Below are 15,685 nucleotides of genomic sequence, written 5' to 3'. Positions count from 1 at the left end.
GCGCTCACCGGTCGCGAACGCGTCCTCGCCGTCGGCGAGTGGGGCACCGGACTTCGCCGGGACGGGGTGCCTGCCGCATGGTCCTGTGGCGCAGCAGCACCGACATCATCTTCTGGGCCCAACCCGCCGGCGACGACGACACCGCCGCAGGAACGTGATGCGCAACCGGCGAGGGCACCGACCTCGACCCACCCCCGCTCTCCCGTTGGAGCACGGCCTGGCCTGCCCGGACTCGAATTCACGATGTGCAGACATCAACCGTCAACTCGCTTTCACAGCGAGGAGTTCACGGTCTCCATACGGGTGCGTGGCACCGGCGCCGTTCCAGGCGCCGAGACCGGACAGCGGTACTTCACGGTCCACCCGGCCGGTCCGGGCGCTACCACCCTTCGCGAAGGTCACGCTGGAGCGGGAGGAGGAGGCGACCGTCCACTTCGACGTCCACACCGACCGTCTGACCTCACCGGCCCGGACAGCCGCGTGGTCGAGCCCGGTGAAATCTTGCCGCGCGCCGGGCCCTCCAGCGGGGTCACCCCGAACGAGGCGAGTGTTCATCTCGCCGGTGAGCAGCGCCGCGAGCGTCACATGGCAGCACGGCGTGCCGACGGTGGTCGAGCGGGGCTGAGCTGTCGGTGCGTCGTTTTCGAAGAAGTTTCGGATGCGTGCGCAGGGCATTGACGCGCAAGGGGTTCGATTCTACGTTCCGCCCGATGACGCGACCACCGTTCGACATCACGAACATGAGTCCTCTCTGAAGGAGCGTCCGCATGAGCCGCATCTCACGCACGCGCACCTCTCGCACGCCCCGCGCCTCCGGTACCTCTCGCGTGGCGCGCACCTCACGCATCTCCCGAAGGGCTGCGCTGCTCTGCGTCCCGGCCGCGATCCTGCTGGCCCTGACCCCCTCCGCGGCCTCCGCCTATCCCGACCCCGGCGCCGTCACCGGGGCCACGGTCGTGCACGACCCGACGATGATCCGGACCTCGGGCGGCCGCTACCTCCTCTACGCCACCGGTGGCGGCCTGGCCTACCGCACCTCCACCGACCGCGTCGCGTTCAGCGCGGGCGGCGACGCGTTCCCGGCCAGGCCGGGCTGGTGGTCGTCGTACGGCACGACCGAGGCCTGGGCGCCCGACATCTCGTACCAGGGCGGCAAGTACTTGCTGTACTACGCCGTCTCCACCTTCGGGTCCAACAAGTCGGCCATCGGCCTGGCCACTTCGCCTTCGGGCCTGCCCGGTTCCTGGACCGACCGCGGGACCGTCTACACCTCCACCGCCTCCAGCGACTACAACGCCATCGACCCGAACCTCTTCGTGGACGACGACGGCAAGTGGTGGCTGTCGTTCGGGAGCTGGTGGACGGGGATCAAGATGATCCGGATCGACCCCTCGACCGGCAAGCAGCTCTCCTCCGACACCGCCCGGCGTACGATCGCCGCCCGCCCCACCGGGACCAAGGCCGTCGAGGCGCCCTACGTCGTGAAGCGCAACGGCTACTACTACCTCTTCGCCTCGTACGACACCTGCTGCGCCGGCACCAGCTCCACCTACAAGGTGAAGGTCGGCCGCGCCACCGCCGTCACGGGACCGTACTCCGACAAGAACGGCGTCGCGATGACGAACAACGGCGGCACACCGGTCCTGGAGTCGCACGGGCGCTACATCGGACCGGGCGGCCAGTCCATAATGCACGACGCCGACGCCGACCTGATCGTCTACCACTACTACGACGGCAACGACAACGGCAGGCCCAAGCTGGGCCTCAACCTCTTGAACTGGAGCAGCGGATGGCCCGTCGTCCACTGACAGTGACGAAGTTCGTGGAGACGCCGTAAGTGGGTCTGACTCGCCCTCGACAAGCAGCTGCCCAGCAGCAAGCCCGCTGCGGGCCGTCTTCGACGAACAGGCCGCGAAGATCGGCACTGTGCTGTGCGTCGTGGACCGGTCCGCCTCCATCGAAGCCCTGCCTCCGAGTGGACCACCCGGCCCGTGGCCAGCCTGCTGGAACGCCACAAAACCCCATCCGTGTGGCGGAAAACCGGTCGTCACAGGCTCGTTGAAATGATCCGGCCCGAGCCCCGCGCATGGCCGCCCAGCGGCCTGATCGACGCGGTCTGCGACGCGCTCGACGAGCAGACCGTCGTCGTCCCGGGCACCGGCGCCCTCAACGTCGTGATCCCGTCCCTGTCCGATCGCTCTCCGCCGTCCACGAACAGCGACGAGCCCGGGAAGCGCAGATCAGACGACCCCGGAGGCTCGCAGCCGCACACCGGCGTGCGCCCACTTCCGTTCTGTGTGTTCACCCGGACGGTCGGCGTCCGCCTCCACTCCATCAGCAGGTGTGACCCCTCCTTGGCGCGCTCTCGTCATGGCCGCCGCTGTTGGCGAACAACTGGACGAGAAGGTCGGCCGCCGGGCGGTCCACGTCGCCGGTGTCGCACACCGCGCACAGCTCCAGGTTGATCGGCCGCCCGAGTTCGTCGTCCCGCGGTGCCACCCCGCTCATGATGAGGCTGCTCCGGCAACGTGCCTGTGGGGACAGGGAGAACACCGCGCGCCTGGAGGCGGCCCTGGAAGCGTTCGGGCAGGCCGTCCGCACGGCCACCGCCCCGCGCCTGTCCTGGTGGGCCCGGCGGCGCGCCGTCCAGGCGGGGTGACCGCTGCCCGTAGTGCGGGCCCGCAGCTGGCTGCGGGCCCGCCGGAGCGGCGATCACAATGGCCATACACCGTCAAGACGGGAGCACCGACTCCCTGGCGCTCGTAAGGAGTTCGTCGACCAGGCGCTCGCCGCGCGACCGGGCCCCGTGTCCGTGCAAGCGCAAGCGGCATGAGGCACACAGACGCGTGCATGAACATCCGACCCCCGCGAATACGCGAGTGAGGCCCCAACCCGGCGCAGCACCGCGGTGCAGGGCCTCACGGGTATCTGGCGGTCAGGACCGCAGTGCGGCCAGTGACGCGTCTCCCACCACAGGATCAGCAGTGTCACGGCGCCGCTGCCCAAGGTTCAGGCCATGCCATGGAGGAAATGGTGGTGGGCACTGTGTCCACGGCTCCACACTCGCCAAGATCATTCCATCGCGGCTGATCCCTCCAGCCCGTGAGGGCGGAGTCCGGACACGAAGGCATGGACGTCGCGGACCGCTTCGCGCAGGCTGCCGAAGTGGCGGTGCACGCCGTCCACCGCCGCAGGGGCGTTGACACCCCACACCGTCATCCCGGCACGCAGCCCCGACTCCACCCCGGAAGGCGCGTCCTCGATGACCAGACAGTCCTCCGGTTTGGCACCGAGCCGCGCGGCTGCCTGCAGATACGGCACAGGCGACGGCTTGCCTTCCAAGGGACTGGATCCGGCTCCGTACACCCTGCAGTCCGAATGGATCTTTAGAAGGGTGCTCGGAGACCGCCCGGAGCTGACGCCGGCCGCCGCACACGCGCATCTCCTCCAACGGCTCGCCCCCATAGCAGCCTTCGAGCACTTCACCGCGTATTTGGGTCACTGGATTCTCAGCAACGGGCACCTGGACCGGGCCGGCGCGGACCCCGCGATGCTCGATCTGTTCCGCTGGCACGGCGCGGAGGAGGTCGAACACCGTTCGGTCGCGTTCGACCTGCTGGTGCACCTCGATCCAAGCTACCGACGCCGAGTGATCGGCATGCTCGTCACCGCTCCGGTGCTGACCCGGCTGTGGATCCGCGGAGTCCGCTTCCTGATGAGCGCCGACCCCGAACTCGACGATCGGGTCAAGGTCCGCGTCCGCGAGTACCTGGCCGCGGCCCGCAAGGACCTGTTGCCCCGGCCGGCGCGTTCGCCCGCTCGGTGCTGCGCTACTTCCGCCCCGGCTACGACCCGACCCAGGAGGGCTCGACTCAGCAGGCGGTCGCCTACCTGGCGGCCTCCCCCGCCGCCCGAGCGGCTGCCCGATGACCCGGCGACCAGTGAGGCAGTGAGGCATCCCATGGACATCAGCACACCCGTCACCCGGCTGCCGGACCTCTACGGCAGGCCGCGCGGCGACTCCTTCATGCAGAAGCTGGCGGCATTCAGCGACAACGCGGCCGCGCGCCTCGCACGGCGCAGCACTCCTCCCAGGCGCCCGCCGGCCACCCGGATGCCCGCGATCCGGGAACTGGTGGTCGCCACCAAGCACCAAGAGGCCCAGGACGTCGTCTCCCTGCGGCTGGCAGCACCCGACGGGGAAATTGCTCCCGCCCTGGCAGCCCGGCGCCCACATCGAACTGCACCTGCCCTCCGGCCGCAAGCGCCCGTACTCTCTTTGCGGCGACCCCGCCGACCGGTACCGGTACCGCATCGCGGTGCGCCGCATCGCGGGCGGCCAAGGCGGTTCGGCCGAGGTGCACGACGCCCTCGCAGACGGTATGCGCGTCGCCGTCGCCGGGCCCCGGAACGCCTTCCCCTTCGCCGCCGAAGCATCCGTCCTGTTCATCGCGGGCGGCATCGGCATCACCCCGATCCTGCCGATGGCTCGGGAGGCCGCCCGACGCGGGCTGGACTTCAGGCTCGTGCACACCGGCCGCAGCCGCGGCTCGATGCCCTTCGCGGCAGAGCTGGCCGAACTCGCAGCAGCAGCCCCTGGCCGGGTCTCCGTCCGCCCTGACGACGAGTCCCGCGCGCCCGAAGCAGCCGATCTGTTGAGCTCGTGCCCGGCGGCGGGTGCGGCGTACTGCTGCGGGCCGGCACCCATGATCGACGGCGTTCGGCGCGCGTTCGGCGGTAGCCGCGCGTCAGCCCTGCACTTCGAGCGTTTCGCCCCGGCCCCGATCACGGACGGCCGTCCCTTCGAACTCCAGCTGGGCGACACCGGACGGGTGCTGCCGGTGCCGTGCGACCGCTCCGCCCTGGATGTTCTCCACGAGGCCCTGCCGGACCTGCCGTTCTCCTGCCGCCAGGGGTTTTGCGGCACCTGCCGGGTACGGGTGGCCCACGGTCAGGTCGATCACCGTGACCGCCGGCTCACCGCCACCGAACGTGCGGCCGGCGCCATGCTGCCCTGCGTCTCGCGTGCACCGGAAGGAGAGCGGTTGGTGCTGGAGGTGTGAGCAGGCACTTACCTCGCGGTACCCCTCGTAGGGAGGGTCCGGACGGGGCTGCGCTGGGTGCTGTTGTCGGTGCAGGGGACCCCCTTGTCCGTAGCCCGACGGCCGCCGGTAGCGAGCCCCGTCAAGGAGGAACGCGGCGGTGGTCGGCAGCAGAACTTCCAACTCATCCGTACGGTGGCGACTCCCGGCGGCCACACTACGACCGTGTCCTACGTGGTGAGGCGGTCGTCGGTCTCGGTATGGGGCGGGGTACGTGGAGTTGGATTGCTCCTGACGGGCTGTGGGAGATCGCGAAGCCGCTGATCCCACCGTCGAAGGTACGGCCGCACGGTGGCGAAACGCAGGACACGCCTGATGAGGAAGCGGTGCTGCACCGGCTCGACGACGCCGGCCTCATCGACGTCACCCGCGTCGTCCTCGACACCGCCCATGTAAGGGCCAAAAAGGGGGCGACCATACAGGTCCAAGCCCCGTGGACGGCGGCAAGCCGGGTTCCAAGACGCACATCCTGCCGGACGCGAACGGAAGCCCCTCCTCGTCGGCGTCTCGGCCGGCAACACCCACGACGGCGAGGGGCTGAAGCCCATGATCGAGGGTCACCAAACGAGACACGATCCCCGCAGAGGCCGTCACTTCAAGTCCCAACGCCACGCCTGCACGCGGCCAAAGCCTATGACCGGGCTGATCTGCGCAGATGGCTCCGGTGGATGCGCATCGGAGTGCGGATCGCCCGCAAGGGCATCGAGTCCAGCGAACGATGAGGGCGCCGCCGGTGGGTCATCGAGCGAACCATGTCGTGGCTTTCCGGCTACCGCCGACTCAACCCCCGCCCCGCTATGAACGCAATCCCCGCAAATACCTCGCCTTTCTCGGCCTGGCCGCCGCCCTCTGCCGCTCCAAGCGGCTCGTCCGCCTCACCACGTAGGACACGGTCTTACGGGCTGACCCTCGATTGATCTTGGGGCGGGCTGGTCAGGTGGTTCAGCAAGCACAGGCCGGCCCGCTACTCGTACCGGTACTTCAGAGAGTCCGCCTCCGCCTGCTCGATGTCGGCGATCGTCAGCTCCGGCATCCGCAGCTGGGCCAGCGTCACCTCGGCCGAAGTTGGCTGGGCGTCCGACAGCAGCCACTGCTCCGGCTTCCAGGCTCCGCTGCGCAGAAGCGACTTGGGGCAGTGCGGGTAGACCTCCTCGATCCCCAGCACCAGCGCACTGGCTGGAGGCTTGCCCACTGCGGTCAGCTGCGACAGCAGCTCCGGGCGGGTGGAGACGCAGGCCCGGCCGTTCACCCTGAGCGTCGTGGTGCGCCCAGGAATGAGGAACAGCAGCCCGGCCCGTCCGGTGGCGATGACGTTCTGCAGGGTGTCCAGACGCTTGTTGCCGGTCGCGTCCGGTATCGCCACCGTCCGTGAGTCCAGGACGGCGACGAACCCGGCGGGGCCGCCGCGCGGGGAGACGTCGCAGTTGCCCTCGGCATCCGCGCTGGCGATCAGGACCAGTGATGAGCAGCCGATCAACCGCCGGGTCTGCTCCGTGAGTTCGGCCATCTGCTTGCGCAATGCCGCTTCCTTGGGGAGCTCGTAGACCCGGCGCAGCGTCTCCTGGTCGGGCACGGCGTCCAGGCGGAACGAGTCGAAGGCGGTGGCGGCAAGGGGTGTCGTCATGCCTCCAACCCTAATGGGCCGACCTGCGATTGATCTTGGGTCGGTGAGTGCGGGGACATAGCGACGGCCTCGCGAGTTATCTGGCGTGTGAAGATCAAACAGGTCCGCGGCGGCCATGTCTCAACCTGCCTTCTGCGGGCTGTCGCGCCGACATCTGGGCGAGTTGGTTGCGGAACTCGCCCCGCGCTGGGTGGCACGCTGTGAGTCCGGGCGCTGTGAGCGACGTGAGGGCGACCGTCGGCGGGGGCGGGGGCCGGGCCGAAGTACGAACTTGTCTTCACCGACCGGCTCCTGGCGACACTGGTCCATCTGCGGACTGGGCTCACTCGTGAGGCGTTGGGCGTGCTCTACGAGGTGGGGTCCTCCACGATCGGGCGGGCGATCCGGGAGGTCCGCCCGCTGCTGGCGGACCGTGGGTTCGCCGTCCCCGACCGGCCCGGCATCCGGCTGCGGACCCTGGAGGACGTGTTCGCCTACGCCGCGGCCGAGGGCGTCACCTTGCGGATCGACGGGATGGAGACCCAAGTGCGCCGTCCGCACGCAGGCCCCCGGCCGGCGGGCCTTCGTCTCCGACAAGCGCAGGCAGAACACCGTCGATCGCCATCGCCGCTTTGGTCTCCGACCGTGCCGCCAAGCGGCCCACCCGGCACAAACCCAGCACCGAGCTGGTACACGTCCGCACCACGGCCTGCTGAACCACCAGCCAGCCAAACCCGCAGGCGAACACGCCTCGAGATCAATCGCGGGTCAGCCCGTTAGTCCGTCCGCGCGGCGGCCGTTCCGCGCCCACGGCGTCGTCGGCGTCCTCGGTTGCGGCGTCGGGTCGTGCGCAGCCGTCCTGCACGCAGCCGGGCCACGGCCGCCGGGTCCTTCTCGGACAGTTCCACGAGAGCCGGATGCGGGGCGGGCGGTACGTAGGGTTCGGAGGCCGCGACGCGGTGGCCGTCCACGCCGGGCCTTTCGCCGTAGCGCCCCAGGAAGCCGAGCTGGGCCAGAGAGGCGAGGCCGGTGGCCGCGGTCGCGGCCCACTGCGCGGGCCCCTGGGGCAGGCGGTCGAACAGCGCCACGAGCACGAATGCGAGTTCCCCGGTAAGAAGCAGCACCCCGGTGGCCGACAGACAATCCCTGGCGGCGGCCGCCCGGCGGGCGCGGGACGCGCCAGGACGCCCGTGGAACTCGGCGTGGGCGGCGCGAAAGGCGGGGTCGTGGTAGGCGATGATGCCGAGCGTCGTGGCCGCGGTACGCCGGCGCAGCGCGGCGAGCAGGGCGTCCGGTAGGGGGTGCCCCGCGGTACGCGCCACGTCCGCGCCGGTCTCGGTCAGTGCCAGATTGCCGCGATGGTTGATGGTGACCAGGCCGTCCAGCAGGAGCCGGGCGGCGGCCGCCTGGACGTCGTCCTCGGTCAACCAGCGACCGGCGGCCGCGCGATAGGGGTCGACGGGTGCGGCAGGGAGCCACGCGCGCAGGCGGTCACGCACGACGGGCACGCCGTACAGCAGGATTGTGACGGAAACGACGGCACAGGCGAGCCTCACGGGATCCACGCGCCGAGCCTAGGCGTGTTCGCCCTGTCAGGGCAGCCGGTTTCCCGAGCGGGCAACGGTGACTGGGCTTACCCCGGTCCACGGGGCTCGGGCCTGGTGCCCTTGCGGGCGTTGGGGCTCAGGGCGGCGGGTCGCGCCGAGACGTCACGGATCGTGGCGCGAACCTTCCGTTGCTTGTCCGGTTCCATGCCGTATAGCCACCGCCGTGCCGCGTCGCGCTGACGTACGGCTCGGGCAGCAGGACCCCGAACGTTGTGCGCGCACGCGTCAGCCACGATGGAGGCACAGCAGCAACATCAAGAACCGCTTCGGGAATGCTCACGTCTCCGTGGGTGAATGTCATGTCCCAGCAGCCGATGGGGGCTCAGCGACCATGTGCGAAACGACGATGTGCTTTTCAGGAACTGGGTGAGGCGCCGGTGACGACAAGCGGTGGGCTTCGGCCGGGCCAGTCGATGATGTGGACGGTCAGTTCGTTCTTCCAACTGGACGGCGAACCCGTCGGAGCGTTCGCGTCGCAGGCCGGCCCTGGTTGTCAGCATGTGTTGGGCAGCACGGACAGAGTCGGCGACGACCCGCGTCTGCTCGTCGACTTCAATGAGGGGCAGCCCCTGCTGTCGGCACATGGACAGCCGGTGGGAGAGCGCCATGGGAACACCGTGCTGCTGTGGGAAGCGGAGTACCGCATCCGCCGTGCTCGATTCCGCAGGAAGCTGCACTTCTCCGTGACATCCGAAGAACGAACCGTCCTTGATGTCAGGGAGACGTCCCGACCCGACCGCACTGTCCACACATACGTCACCCGCAGCGATCCCGCGCTCGACCCGGTCGCCGTGCTCGGCCTCATCCTGCTGGAGGCACGGCCCGACAAGATGTCGGTCCTCAACGAGCTGCTCGAGAGGAGGCAGACGTAACGGCTTGTGCGGAGTATGTCCGAGTCAGGGGCTGGCTCGGACATGGAGGTGAGCCCAAGGGGCGTCCCGTAACCATCGGCGTCACCCCCTCGCCCCTCGCGTTGGGAGGTCGACGTTCAGCCTGGGAAGGCCGGGGCTAGATTCTTCGCATGCCTTCGCATGCCTTCGCATCTCAGCCATGGTGCTTCCGGAGCCCTCCGACGCTTCGCTGGATGGCTCGCCCGGGGGTCAGTAGGCCACCCGATGCTGGAAGGGATCGACTACTGGGAGGAGTTGCGCGAGTCGCCCTCTCAGATGGAGATCTGCGTCGCGATCTTCGCCAACGTCCTCGAACTGGATGAGCAGGGAGAACCGGTCAACGAGAAGCATGCGGAGCGCCGGGCTGCAGCCTGGCTCTACCGATACTGCACCGGGGAGCCGCCCCAGGGGGAGCCGGACATCGAGCCTTGGGAATGCCAACTTCATTGACCGTTGACGTGCGACGTCATTCGGTAGGCAGGCCCTACCCACTGTCCCGCCCTCGACCCCCTGCGCGGTGGGCTATCCGGTGAGAGGTCGTGCACGCGGGCGATGCCGGGGCCGGCGGCCTCGACCCGGCTCGTCTGCGCCCTCCCGGCGCTGCTGGGTCATCAACTTGCCGAAGGTACGCGGGCTCAGCCCGGTGAACAGGGCTGTCCAGGACGGCTCCGACGCCGTGATCACACCAACCACGACCAAGATCATGGCGCAGTCAGCCGCCAGCCGGTTTGGCGCCCTCATCCCGAGCGCCTTGACCCGAACACCGCTCCGATCGTCAGTCGTTGCCGTCACTCTTGCCGGTGCCGGTGCCGGTGCCGGTGCCGCCGCCGTCGGAGGGGGGACGGCGTTGCGGCCCCGGGCGGCGACGATCAGCCGACGGGAGCGGATCGGGCCGCCCGTCGGCGGCACGGCGGGCGGGGCATGGCGGGACTCTGCACGAGGACCCTCCTCCTGATCGGGCGGCCGGGCCCTGGACAGACGCGGCCGCGAACACCGCCCGTACAGCCCCGAACAACATAGCCCCGCCATGGGGCCCCACGGTGGGTATGGCCGTTGGGCTGACACGCTGTCATCCCTCAATGGCTCTGCGGGACTTGTGGACGACTCACGGCCGTCACCCGCCCAAGTAGCCGCATCGCCTGCTGACCGGACCGGCGTTCGTCCTGGCCCTGCGTAAGCGGGACTTCACCACGGCGTTCGCCATGGCCCACGACGTGAAGATCTCCTTCAACCGGATCGCCGATGCGCGCGCTCAAAGCCGAGACGCGGTGTACGACGCGGGCGTGGCGGACAGGGGCAGGCACCACCCGGCCGCGCGGCAGCCGAAGCACCCCCCGGCTCCCGAGTTCGGTCTCCGGTTCGATCGACACGCCCGCCCCACCCGGCGGCCGGAACAGTCCGCCGCAGGTCGCGGTGATCACCGTAGGGGGTCTGCCGCAGTAATCCGGCATTTACCGCGGCACACCTTGACGCCTCTTCAGGTGACGGGAAGTTCGATAAGTCGCCAACCGCTGTACCGACGGCCCGAGCACCGCCACCACAGCAGGCTGTTCAAGGGCCCGGGGTGTTTTCGGGGCCGCTGTTCGCATCAGGAGTCGCGTTGCGGCGGGCGCGCAATGCGCGGACCCTCCCCCGGCTCGCACATGCCGGGGAGGGGCACCAACGTCGACGCCCGGGCGGATCGATGAAGATGCCCCGGCAGTCCTGCTCCGGGCAGCTCTTGAGTGCCAGCCGGTCAGAGCTGCTGAGTTGGTCCACGGCCTGACGGGCGATGCGGGCCAGGGCGTTCATGGTCATCGTTGGTGGTTGGCGTCGCAGCCGGTCGGCTGCTGCCAGCCGGACCGGGTCGTCGTGTTCGGAGAGGAACCCAGCCAGGTCCGCCACGGCGTCAGCGGGCGGCGGCTGCTCGTCGACCGTTGCCAACGCCAGGGCGCGCAGGATCTCCCGCAGTTGCCGCGCCTTCTCCAGGTCGCCCCGGTCCGGTGGCTGAGCCGGGGACAGCTCGCAATGCTCCAGCCATGCGGCGAGCCGGGCCGGCGTGGCGAGCCGCTCCACCGGTTCCGTGCTGAACGAGCGGCCTCGGGTGGCAAGCAGGTTCAACCAGACGGCGCCGCAGTCGAAACGAAAGGCGAACTTGTCCTCCTTGACCATGACGGCAGTGTAACGCCTCATCCGTTACCCCTGCTATCGTCCATGTAACGCTTGAAGCGTTACGAAGCGATGGGGGTATGACTGTGACAACGAATCGCGCACTGCCAGAGCACCTGACACAGAGCCGCATGGATCGCGATGAGGGATACCGGATGCTCAACCTCCTCCAAGACGAGGCCACCCAGCAGGCGACCTTGCCGGGCCTGGAGCAGATCGCCCCCGGATACGCCGACTGGATCATCACCGCTCTGTTCGGCGGCACCTACCTGCGCGAGGGGCTGTCGTTGCGTGACCGGCAGCTGGTCAACCTGGCCGCCCTCACCGCACTCGGCGGGGTGGAGCCGCAGCTGAGCGGGCACGTCAGGACCGGGCTGCGGATCGGAATGACCCGGCAGCAGATCGTCGAGGTCTTCGTCCACCTGGCGCCCTACGTCGGCGTACCCAAGGCGCTGGCCGGACTACGTGTCGCTGCGGACACGCTCGCCACCGCCGAGCAGGAGAGCGCGTGATGAGCCCCGCGATCCGGACCGTACTCGGGGACATCCCGCCCGAGGAGTTGGGCACGTGCGACGCCCACGACCACCTGTTCATCGGCTCGCTCACGCTGCCGGGCCAGGAACTGGACGACGTCGAAGCCGCACTTGCCGAATTGAACGCCTTCGGCGCGCTCGGCGGCAGCGCGGTCGTGCAGTGGACACCCTGGGGAATGGGACCGCGAGCCGAAGAACTCCCGGGCCTGTCGCGGCGGTCCGGTGTCCACGTCATCTCCGCCACCGGATTGCACCAGGCAAGGCACTACGACCCCGACGATCTGGAAAGTGTTCGCGACGGGCTGGCCGAACTGTTCGTCCACGAGCTGACCAGCGCCCCCGTGAAGGCCGGACTGGTCAAGGTCGCCGGGTCCTATCACCGTCTGGACGACCACGCTCGGCACGTCATGACCGCCGCAGCCGAGGCGCACCACACCACGGACGCACCCATCGGCGTCCACCTGGAGGCTGGAACCGCCGCCATGGACGTGCTCGATTTCCTGTGCGGATCGCACGGGGTCGCACCGCGCCGTGTGATCCTCGGGCACCTGCATCGATTCCCCGATGCCCGAATCCACCGGCAAGCCGCCGAGGCCGGCGCCTTCCTGGCCTTCGATGGTCCATCCCGCGTGCACCATGGCACCGACTGGCGATTGCTGGACTCCCTCGCCGCCCTCGCCGACACCGGTCACATCAACCAGGTCCTGCTCGGAGGTGACACAGTCACGCCGACGGCCAGGTCCACTGCGGACGGCCCTGGCATGCCCTTCCTGCTGAGCGGCCTGCGTCCGCGGATCGAGAGCGAACTGGGACCCGACATCGCCTCTGCCATCTTCACCGAGAATCCGGCCCGCGCGTTCGCGGCGCGGTGGCGATAGCCATCATCGGCAAGCCGCCCGACGATCACACGCCGTCACCACACACCCCGCCTCAACCAGGACCTGGCGACAGCTGGACAGGCCCTGTCCTCGTACAGCTGCCGCCACCCGACGAGTAGCTCTGCGCGCCGCCCTGGGCACGGGTCTCCGGGGGGAGTGAACGTGACGAGGAACCGGGTGCGCCCTTCTGGGCCGGGGCGCGGTCCACCAGCGAAAGCCCGGCGCGTCGGCGACCGTCGTGCGCTCGCCCCTACGGCCGGGAGACCGACATCTCCCCGGACGCCGACCGCAGGACCGCGCTCCTTCAGCCCGGGACCAAGTGAAGGGCGTCCCCCCGAGCGCCGGGCATGGCGCGGCAGTTCGGCCGAGCCGGGCGAGTGACGCCCGTCGAAGCCCGCGATGGGGCGGCCTCCTGCGGTATGCGCCGCAGCCGCTCACAACGGTCGACGACGCCGCCATGGCGACGGTCATGGTTCCTCAGGGCAGACATCACGCGATCCCCAGGTACCCGCTGGTACCCGCCTGTCTGGTGCCGACGGGCCGCTCTTGCCGCTGAAACCTCAACCGGATAGCCCATCCGGTATGTGCTACGGTCCGGGTCTAAGCGGATGATCTATCCGGTTAACTGCCGGGATGGAGGAGCACATGAGGAAGACAGCTGTGGTCACGGCCGGAACGGGAGGCATCGGCTTGGAGACGGCGCTGGGCCTGGCCGACGCCGGGTTCGCGGTCACCGTGATCGGACGCGACGCCGAACGGGGAGCCAAGGCCATCGACAGATTGAATGCGGCGGGCCCGGTGCACCCGCCCCGCTTCCTGCCCGCGGACCTCGCCTCGCTCGAGCAGGTGCGTGTGCTCGCCCACAGGCTCGCTGTCGACCACGCCGCCTCCGGGGAACCTCTGACGGTGCTGGTCAACAACGTCGGGGCGATGTTCGCCGAGCGCCAGACCCGGGGCGGCGTCGAGGCGTCGTTCGTCGTCAACCACCTCTCTCCCTACCTGCTGACCGAACTGCTCCTGCCCACACTCACGGCCGGTGCGCCGAGCAGGATCGTGAACGTGACGTCGGGCGCGGTCGCCGTGGCCAAGCGAGCGTTCGACGCTGTCGAGCCGCCGGGCGGCTACTACGGCTTCCACTGGTACGGTCGCGCCAAGCTCGCCAACCTGGCCTACACATTGGACCTGTCAGCCCGGCTGGACGGCACCGGCGTCTCGGTCTTCGCCGCCGATCCCGGAGGGGCCGCGACCGACATGACCAACGGCACCATGGCCGATCCGAAGATCGTCTCCCCCGCCCTGCGGCTGTTGTGGCCTCTGGTGCGCCGCACATTCGAACGCTCGACCTCGGGTCCAGCCTCCGCGGCAGCCAGGCCCTCCCTCGTGGCCGCCACCGACGCCACTCTGACGGGCCGAACCGGCATCGTCATCGGCGCCCAGGCACACCCGGTGGCCCCGCACCGCGCGGCGGCCGACCCCCGCGTCGCCGAAGCCGTACGCCGCCTCAGCGAACGGCACGCGCCGCTCGCCCTCGCCTGAGCGTCGTGCGGACGGCGGCAGTGCGGGCACCTGTCGGGCGATGGAACCATGCGGATGGGCCATCCGTTTAGCATGACGTCATGACGACCCCTCTGCGCAAGGACGCGGCCCGCAACTGGAAGCGGATCGTCTCCGTCGCCCGCGACCTCATCGACGAGGGCACACCATTGCAGCTCAACGACGTCGCACGACGGACGGGACTCGGAGTCGGCACCGTCTACCGGCACTTCGCCACGCCCGAGGCGCTGCTGGAGACCGTCGCCGCCCCCTGCCTGGAGCGCCTGGCCGCCCACGGCCGGCAGGCGCTGACCGACACCGATCCCTGGCGCGGTCTGACGGGCTTCCTCTCCCACGTCGTCGAGGCACAGGTCACCGACGCCGCTCTGCCGCCGGTGGCCGCCGCGGCCACGGACGCCGTGCCGCGCACCACGGAACTCAAAAAGTCAATGGCTTCGGCCGGCGCCACACTCCTCGCCAGGGCCCGTGATGCCGGCGTGGTCCGCCCCGACCTCGCCGCCGCCGACCTCGTCCCCCTCATGTGCGGCATCGCCCATGCCGTAGGCCTGCGCGGCGGCAATCCCGCCGACAGGGTCGACCTCGCACACCGCTACCTCGCTGCCTTCCTTGAGGGCTTGCGCACGACACCACCGACTGCGTGAGCGACCAGCCCCCGGATGTACCGCGGCCTCCAGACATGCCCGCCCAGCGTCTCGAGACCGGCCACGATCGGAGGCGCTGCACGGAACCTGGGCGATGACGCCCAGCTGTCGTTCACCCACAACGGGAGCTGATGCAGCCTCAACGAGTGGCTGTGACCAGCCCTTTCACCACAGGCCCCAGGCGACGAGGCATGCGCGTTCGGGTCACTTGACGAGGAAGTCGGCCGCCTGTGTGTCGAGGGTGGTGGCGCCGTTCCGCGCGGTGGCGAGAACGGCGACGTGCCAGACGCCGCGCGGGGACGACCCGGCGTCGGAGGCGGTGGTCGCGATCCTGTAGGTGCAGGTCGCGGTGTGCTTCTTGAAGGGCACACAGACGGCCGGCTCCGCGGCGGCCATGTCCTTGGCGGTCAGCTTGTTCTTGGCGAAGGACGAGTTCTGCGGCCATGCCAGCACCTTCACGTTCTTCACGCCGGAGGACGCCGTGACGGAGGTGGCGAAGGTGAGCGAGCCGTCGCGGCCGCCCTCGGGGGCGGTGTAGCGGGCGGTGCTGTGCGTCAGCGCCGGAGGCTGCTCGCCGGCGTAGGCGAGGGCGTAAGCACCGGCACCCACCAGGACGACGGCGCCGGCGGCGACGGAAAGGGCCATACGTCGGGACATGAGATTCTCCGTACAGTCTCAACCGGATCGGGCCGGCGCTACTGGTCCGCGCCGCTGCACCGATACTCGCGT

At 69.6% G+C, this 15,685-nt stretch carries 16 protein-coding genes and 5 pseudogenes; 14 read left to right on the top strand and 7 right to left on the bottom strand.

Translation table 11 applies throughout. The annotated features are described in order from the left end of the window. The first annotated feature begins 157 nt into the window (after positions 1-157). From Sri02f_RS44210 to Sri02f_RS43230, 3 genes and pseudogenes are all read left to right on the top strand, one after another. Positions 158-625 carry a fibronectin type III-like domain-contianing protein gene (locus Sri02f_RS44210; protein WP_373865156.1) on the top strand — a complete coding sequence of 156 codons (468 nt, stop codon included), beginning with the start codon at positions 158-160 and terminating at the stop codon, positions 623-625. A 142-nt stretch (positions 626-767) separates the two neighbouring features. Continuing rightward, the gene (locus Sri02f_RS35030) at positions 768-1,808 is read left to right on the top strand and encodes an arabinan endo-1,5-alpha-L-arabinosidase (RefSeq protein WP_109005354.1); all 1,041 of its coding nucleotides are present in this window, start codon (positions 768-770) and stop codon (positions 1,806-1,808) included. A gap of 183 nt (positions 1,809-1,991) precedes the next feature. Next, positions 1,992-2,284, top strand: a pseudogene (locus tag Sri02f_RS43230) (IS110 family transposase); the annotation flags it as partial. 50 nt (positions 2,285-2,334) lie between these two features. Here the strand turns inward: Sri02f_RS43230 and Sri02f_RS35025 are convergent. Then, complete coding sequence (locus Sri02f_RS35025; RefSeq protein WP_245970940.1) at positions 2,335-2,508, bottom strand: DUF6300 family protein; 174 nt, start codon at positions 2,506-2,508, stop codon at positions 2,335-2,337. On the opposite strand from Sri02f_RS35025, the gene Sri02f_RS41460 reads away from it, so the two are divergent. Beyond that, a complete protein-coding gene (locus tag Sri02f_RS41460) occupies positions 2,507-2,659 on the top strand; it encodes a hypothetical protein (protein WP_159106829.1) in 153 nt (50 codons plus the stop codon). The two genes, Sri02f_RS35025 and Sri02f_RS41460, sit on opposite strands and share 2 nt — an antisense overlap. Positions 2,660-3,072: 413 nt before the next feature. On the opposite strand, the pseudogene Sri02f_RS35020 reads toward Sri02f_RS41460, so the two are convergent. Continuing rightward, positions 3,073-3,339: pseudogene (locus tag Sri02f_RS35020) on the bottom strand (HAD family hydrolase); the annotation flags it as partial. Here Sri02f_RS35020 and Sri02f_RS35015 point away from each other — a divergent pair. From Sri02f_RS35015 to Sri02f_RS42110, 3 genes and pseudogenes are all read left to right on the top strand, one after another. Then, positions 3,263-3,745: pseudogene (locus Sri02f_RS35015) on the top strand (metal-dependent hydrolase); the annotation flags it as partial. The pseudogenes Sri02f_RS35020 and Sri02f_RS35015 sit on opposite strands and share 77 nt — an antisense overlap. A 460-nt stretch (positions 3,746-4,205) precedes the next feature. Next, positions 4,206-5,063, top strand: a complete 858-nt coding sequence (locus Sri02f_RS35010; RefSeq protein ID WP_245970939.1) for a PDR/VanB family oxidoreductase — start codon at positions 4,206-4,208, stop codon at positions 5,061-5,063. A gap of 239 nt (positions 5,064-5,302) precedes the next feature. Further along, positions 5,303-5,988 (top strand): annotated as a pseudogene (locus tag Sri02f_RS42110) (transposase). Positions 5,989-6,066: 78 nt separating this feature from the next. Here Sri02f_RS42110 and Sri02f_RS35000 read toward each other — a convergent pair. Then, the gene (locus Sri02f_RS35000; RefSeq protein WP_109005353.1) at positions 6,067-6,726 is read right to left on the bottom strand and encodes an MSMEG_1061 family FMN-dependent PPOX-type flavoprotein; all 660 of its coding nucleotides are present in this window, start codon (positions 6,724-6,726) and stop codon (positions 6,067-6,069) included. A gap of 291 nt (positions 6,727-7,017) precedes the next feature. Between Sri02f_RS35000 and Sri02f_RS42310 the strand changes: the two genes are divergently transcribed. Next, positions 7,018-7,485: a helix-turn-helix domain-containing protein gene (locus tag Sri02f_RS42310; RefSeq protein WP_218029922.1), complete on the top strand. Its 468-nt coding sequence runs from the start codon at positions 7,018-7,020 to the stop codon at positions 7,483-7,485. Here Sri02f_RS42310 and Sri02f_RS34985 read toward each other — a convergent pair. After that, on the bottom strand, positions 7,482-8,270 hold the full coding sequence (locus Sri02f_RS34985) for a hypothetical protein (RefSeq protein WP_159106828.1): 789 nt from the start codon (positions 8,268-8,270) through the stop codon (positions 7,482-7,484). The two genes, Sri02f_RS42310 and Sri02f_RS34985, sit on opposite strands and share 4 nt — an antisense overlap. Positions 8,271-8,611: 341 nt before the next feature. On the opposite strand from Sri02f_RS34985, the gene Sri02f_RS34980 reads away from it, so the two are divergent. Continuing rightward, positions 8,612-9,184 carry a hypothetical protein gene (locus Sri02f_RS34980; RefSeq protein ID WP_159106827.1) on the top strand — a complete coding sequence of 191 codons (573 nt, stop codon included), beginning with the start codon at positions 8,612-8,614 and terminating at the stop codon, positions 9,182-9,184. Between the two features lie 159 nt (positions 9,185-9,343). Then, a complete protein-coding gene (locus Sri02f_RS34975) occupies positions 9,344-9,652 on the top strand; it encodes a DUF7677 family protein (RefSeq protein ID WP_109005350.1) in 309 nt (102 codons plus the stop codon). Positions 9,653-9,766: 114 nt separating this feature from the next. Here Sri02f_RS34975 and Sri02f_RS34970 read toward each other — a convergent pair. Continuing rightward, positions 9,767-9,895: pseudogene (locus tag Sri02f_RS34970) on the bottom strand (IS5/IS1182 family transposase); the annotation flags it as partial. Positions 9,896-10,753: 858 nt separating this feature from the next. After that, positions 10,754-11,353: a CGNR zinc finger domain-containing protein gene (locus Sri02f_RS34965; RefSeq protein WP_109005406.1), complete on the bottom strand. Its 600-nt coding sequence runs from the start codon at positions 11,351-11,353 to the stop codon at positions 10,754-10,756. 128 nt (positions 11,354-11,481) lie between these two features. On the opposite strand from Sri02f_RS34965, the gene Sri02f_RS34960 reads away from it, so the two are divergent. The 4 genes from Sri02f_RS34960 (at position 11,482) to Sri02f_RS34945 (ending at position 14,956) form a co-directional block, all read left to right on the top strand. Then, the gene (locus Sri02f_RS34960; protein WP_218029919.1) at positions 11,482-11,862 is read left to right on the top strand and encodes a carboxymuconolactone decarboxylase family protein; all 381 of its coding nucleotides are present in this window, start codon (positions 11,482-11,484) and stop codon (positions 11,860-11,862) included. Further along, entirely contained in the window at positions 11,862-12,761 is a 900-nt protein-coding gene (locus Sri02f_RS34955) for a phosphotriesterase family protein (RefSeq protein ID WP_109005348.1), read from the top strand. The genes Sri02f_RS34960 and Sri02f_RS34955 overlap by 1 nt, the downstream gene beginning before the upstream one ends. A 645-nt stretch (positions 12,762-13,406) precedes the next feature. Continuing rightward, a complete protein-coding gene (locus Sri02f_RS34950; protein ID WP_109005405.1) occupies positions 13,407-14,297 on the top strand; it encodes an SDR family NAD(P)-dependent oxidoreductase in 891 nt (296 codons plus the stop codon). A gap of 80 nt (positions 14,298-14,377) precedes the next feature. After that, complete coding sequence (locus Sri02f_RS34945) at positions 14,378-14,956, top strand: TetR/AcrR family transcriptional regulator (protein WP_109005347.1); 579 nt, start codon at positions 14,378-14,380, stop codon at positions 14,954-14,956. A 204-nt stretch (positions 14,957-15,160) separates the two neighbouring features. Here Sri02f_RS34945 and Sri02f_RS34940 read toward each other — a convergent pair whose 3' ends face one another. After that, complete coding sequence (locus tag Sri02f_RS34940) at positions 15,161-15,613, bottom strand: DUF5707 domain-containing protein (protein WP_109005346.1); 453 nt, start codon at positions 15,611-15,613, stop codon at positions 15,161-15,163. Positions 15,614-15,685: the final 72 nt, after the last annotated feature.

The organism is Streptomyces rishiriensis (assembly GCF_003112535.1).
GTDB classification, from domain to species: Bacteria; Actinomycetota; Actinomycetes; order Streptomycetales; family Streptomycetaceae; genus Streptomyces; species Streptomyces rishiriensis.
Note: the sequence above shows the minus strand (reverse complement) of the source record. Positions and strands in the feature narration are given on the sequence as shown.

Excerpts from the sequence above, each read along its gene's own strand:
- Sri02f_RS44210 (WP_373865156.1), top strand. The coding sequence starts at position 158 with ATGCGCAACCGGCGAGGGCACCGACCTCGACCCACCCCCGCTCTCCCG.
- Sri02f_RS35030 (WP_109005354.1), top strand. The coding sequence starts at position 768 with ATGAGCCGCATCTCACGCACGCGCACCTCTCGCACGCCCCGCGCCTCC.
- Sri02f_RS41460 (WP_159106829.1), top strand. The coding sequence starts at position 2,507 with ATGATGAGGCTGCTCCGGCAACGTGCCTGTGGGGACAGGGAGAACACC.
- Sri02f_RS35025 (WP_245970940.1), bottom strand. The coding sequence starts at position 2,508 with ATGAGCGGGGTGGCACCGCGGGACGACGAACTCGGGCGGCCGATCAAC.
- Sri02f_RS35000 (WP_109005353.1), bottom strand. The coding sequence starts at position 6,726 with ATGACGACACCCCTTGCCGCCACCGCCTTCGACTCGTTCCGCCTGGAC.
- Sri02f_RS34980 (WP_159106827.1), top strand. The coding sequence starts at position 8,612 with ATGTCCCAGCAGCCGATGGGGGCTCAGCGACCATGTGCGAAACGACGA.
- Sri02f_RS34975 (WP_109005350.1), top strand. The coding sequence starts at position 9,344 with ATGCCTTCGCATCTCAGCCATGGTGCTTCCGGAGCCCTCCGACGCTTC.
- Sri02f_RS34965 (WP_109005406.1), bottom strand. The coding sequence starts at position 11,353 with ATGGTCAAGGAGGACAAGTTCGCCTTTCGTTTCGACTGCGGCGCCGTC.
- Sri02f_RS34960 (WP_218029919.1), top strand. The coding sequence starts at position 11,482 with ATGGATCGCGATGAGGGATACCGGATGCTCAACCTCCTCCAAGACGAG.
- Sri02f_RS34955 (WP_109005348.1), top strand. The coding sequence starts at position 11,862 with ATGAGCCCCGCGATCCGGACCGTACTCGGGGACATCCCGCCCGAGGAG.
- Sri02f_RS34950 (WP_109005405.1), top strand. The coding sequence starts at position 13,407 with ATGAGGAAGACAGCTGTGGTCACGGCCGGAACGGGAGGCATCGGCTTG.
- Sri02f_RS34945 (WP_109005347.1), top strand. The coding sequence starts at position 14,378 with ATGACGACCCCTCTGCGCAAGGACGCGGCCCGCAACTGGAAGCGGATC.
- Sri02f_RS34940 (WP_109005346.1), bottom strand. The coding sequence starts at position 15,613 with ATGTCCCGACGTATGGCCCTTTCCGTCGCCGCCGGCGCCGTCGTCCTG.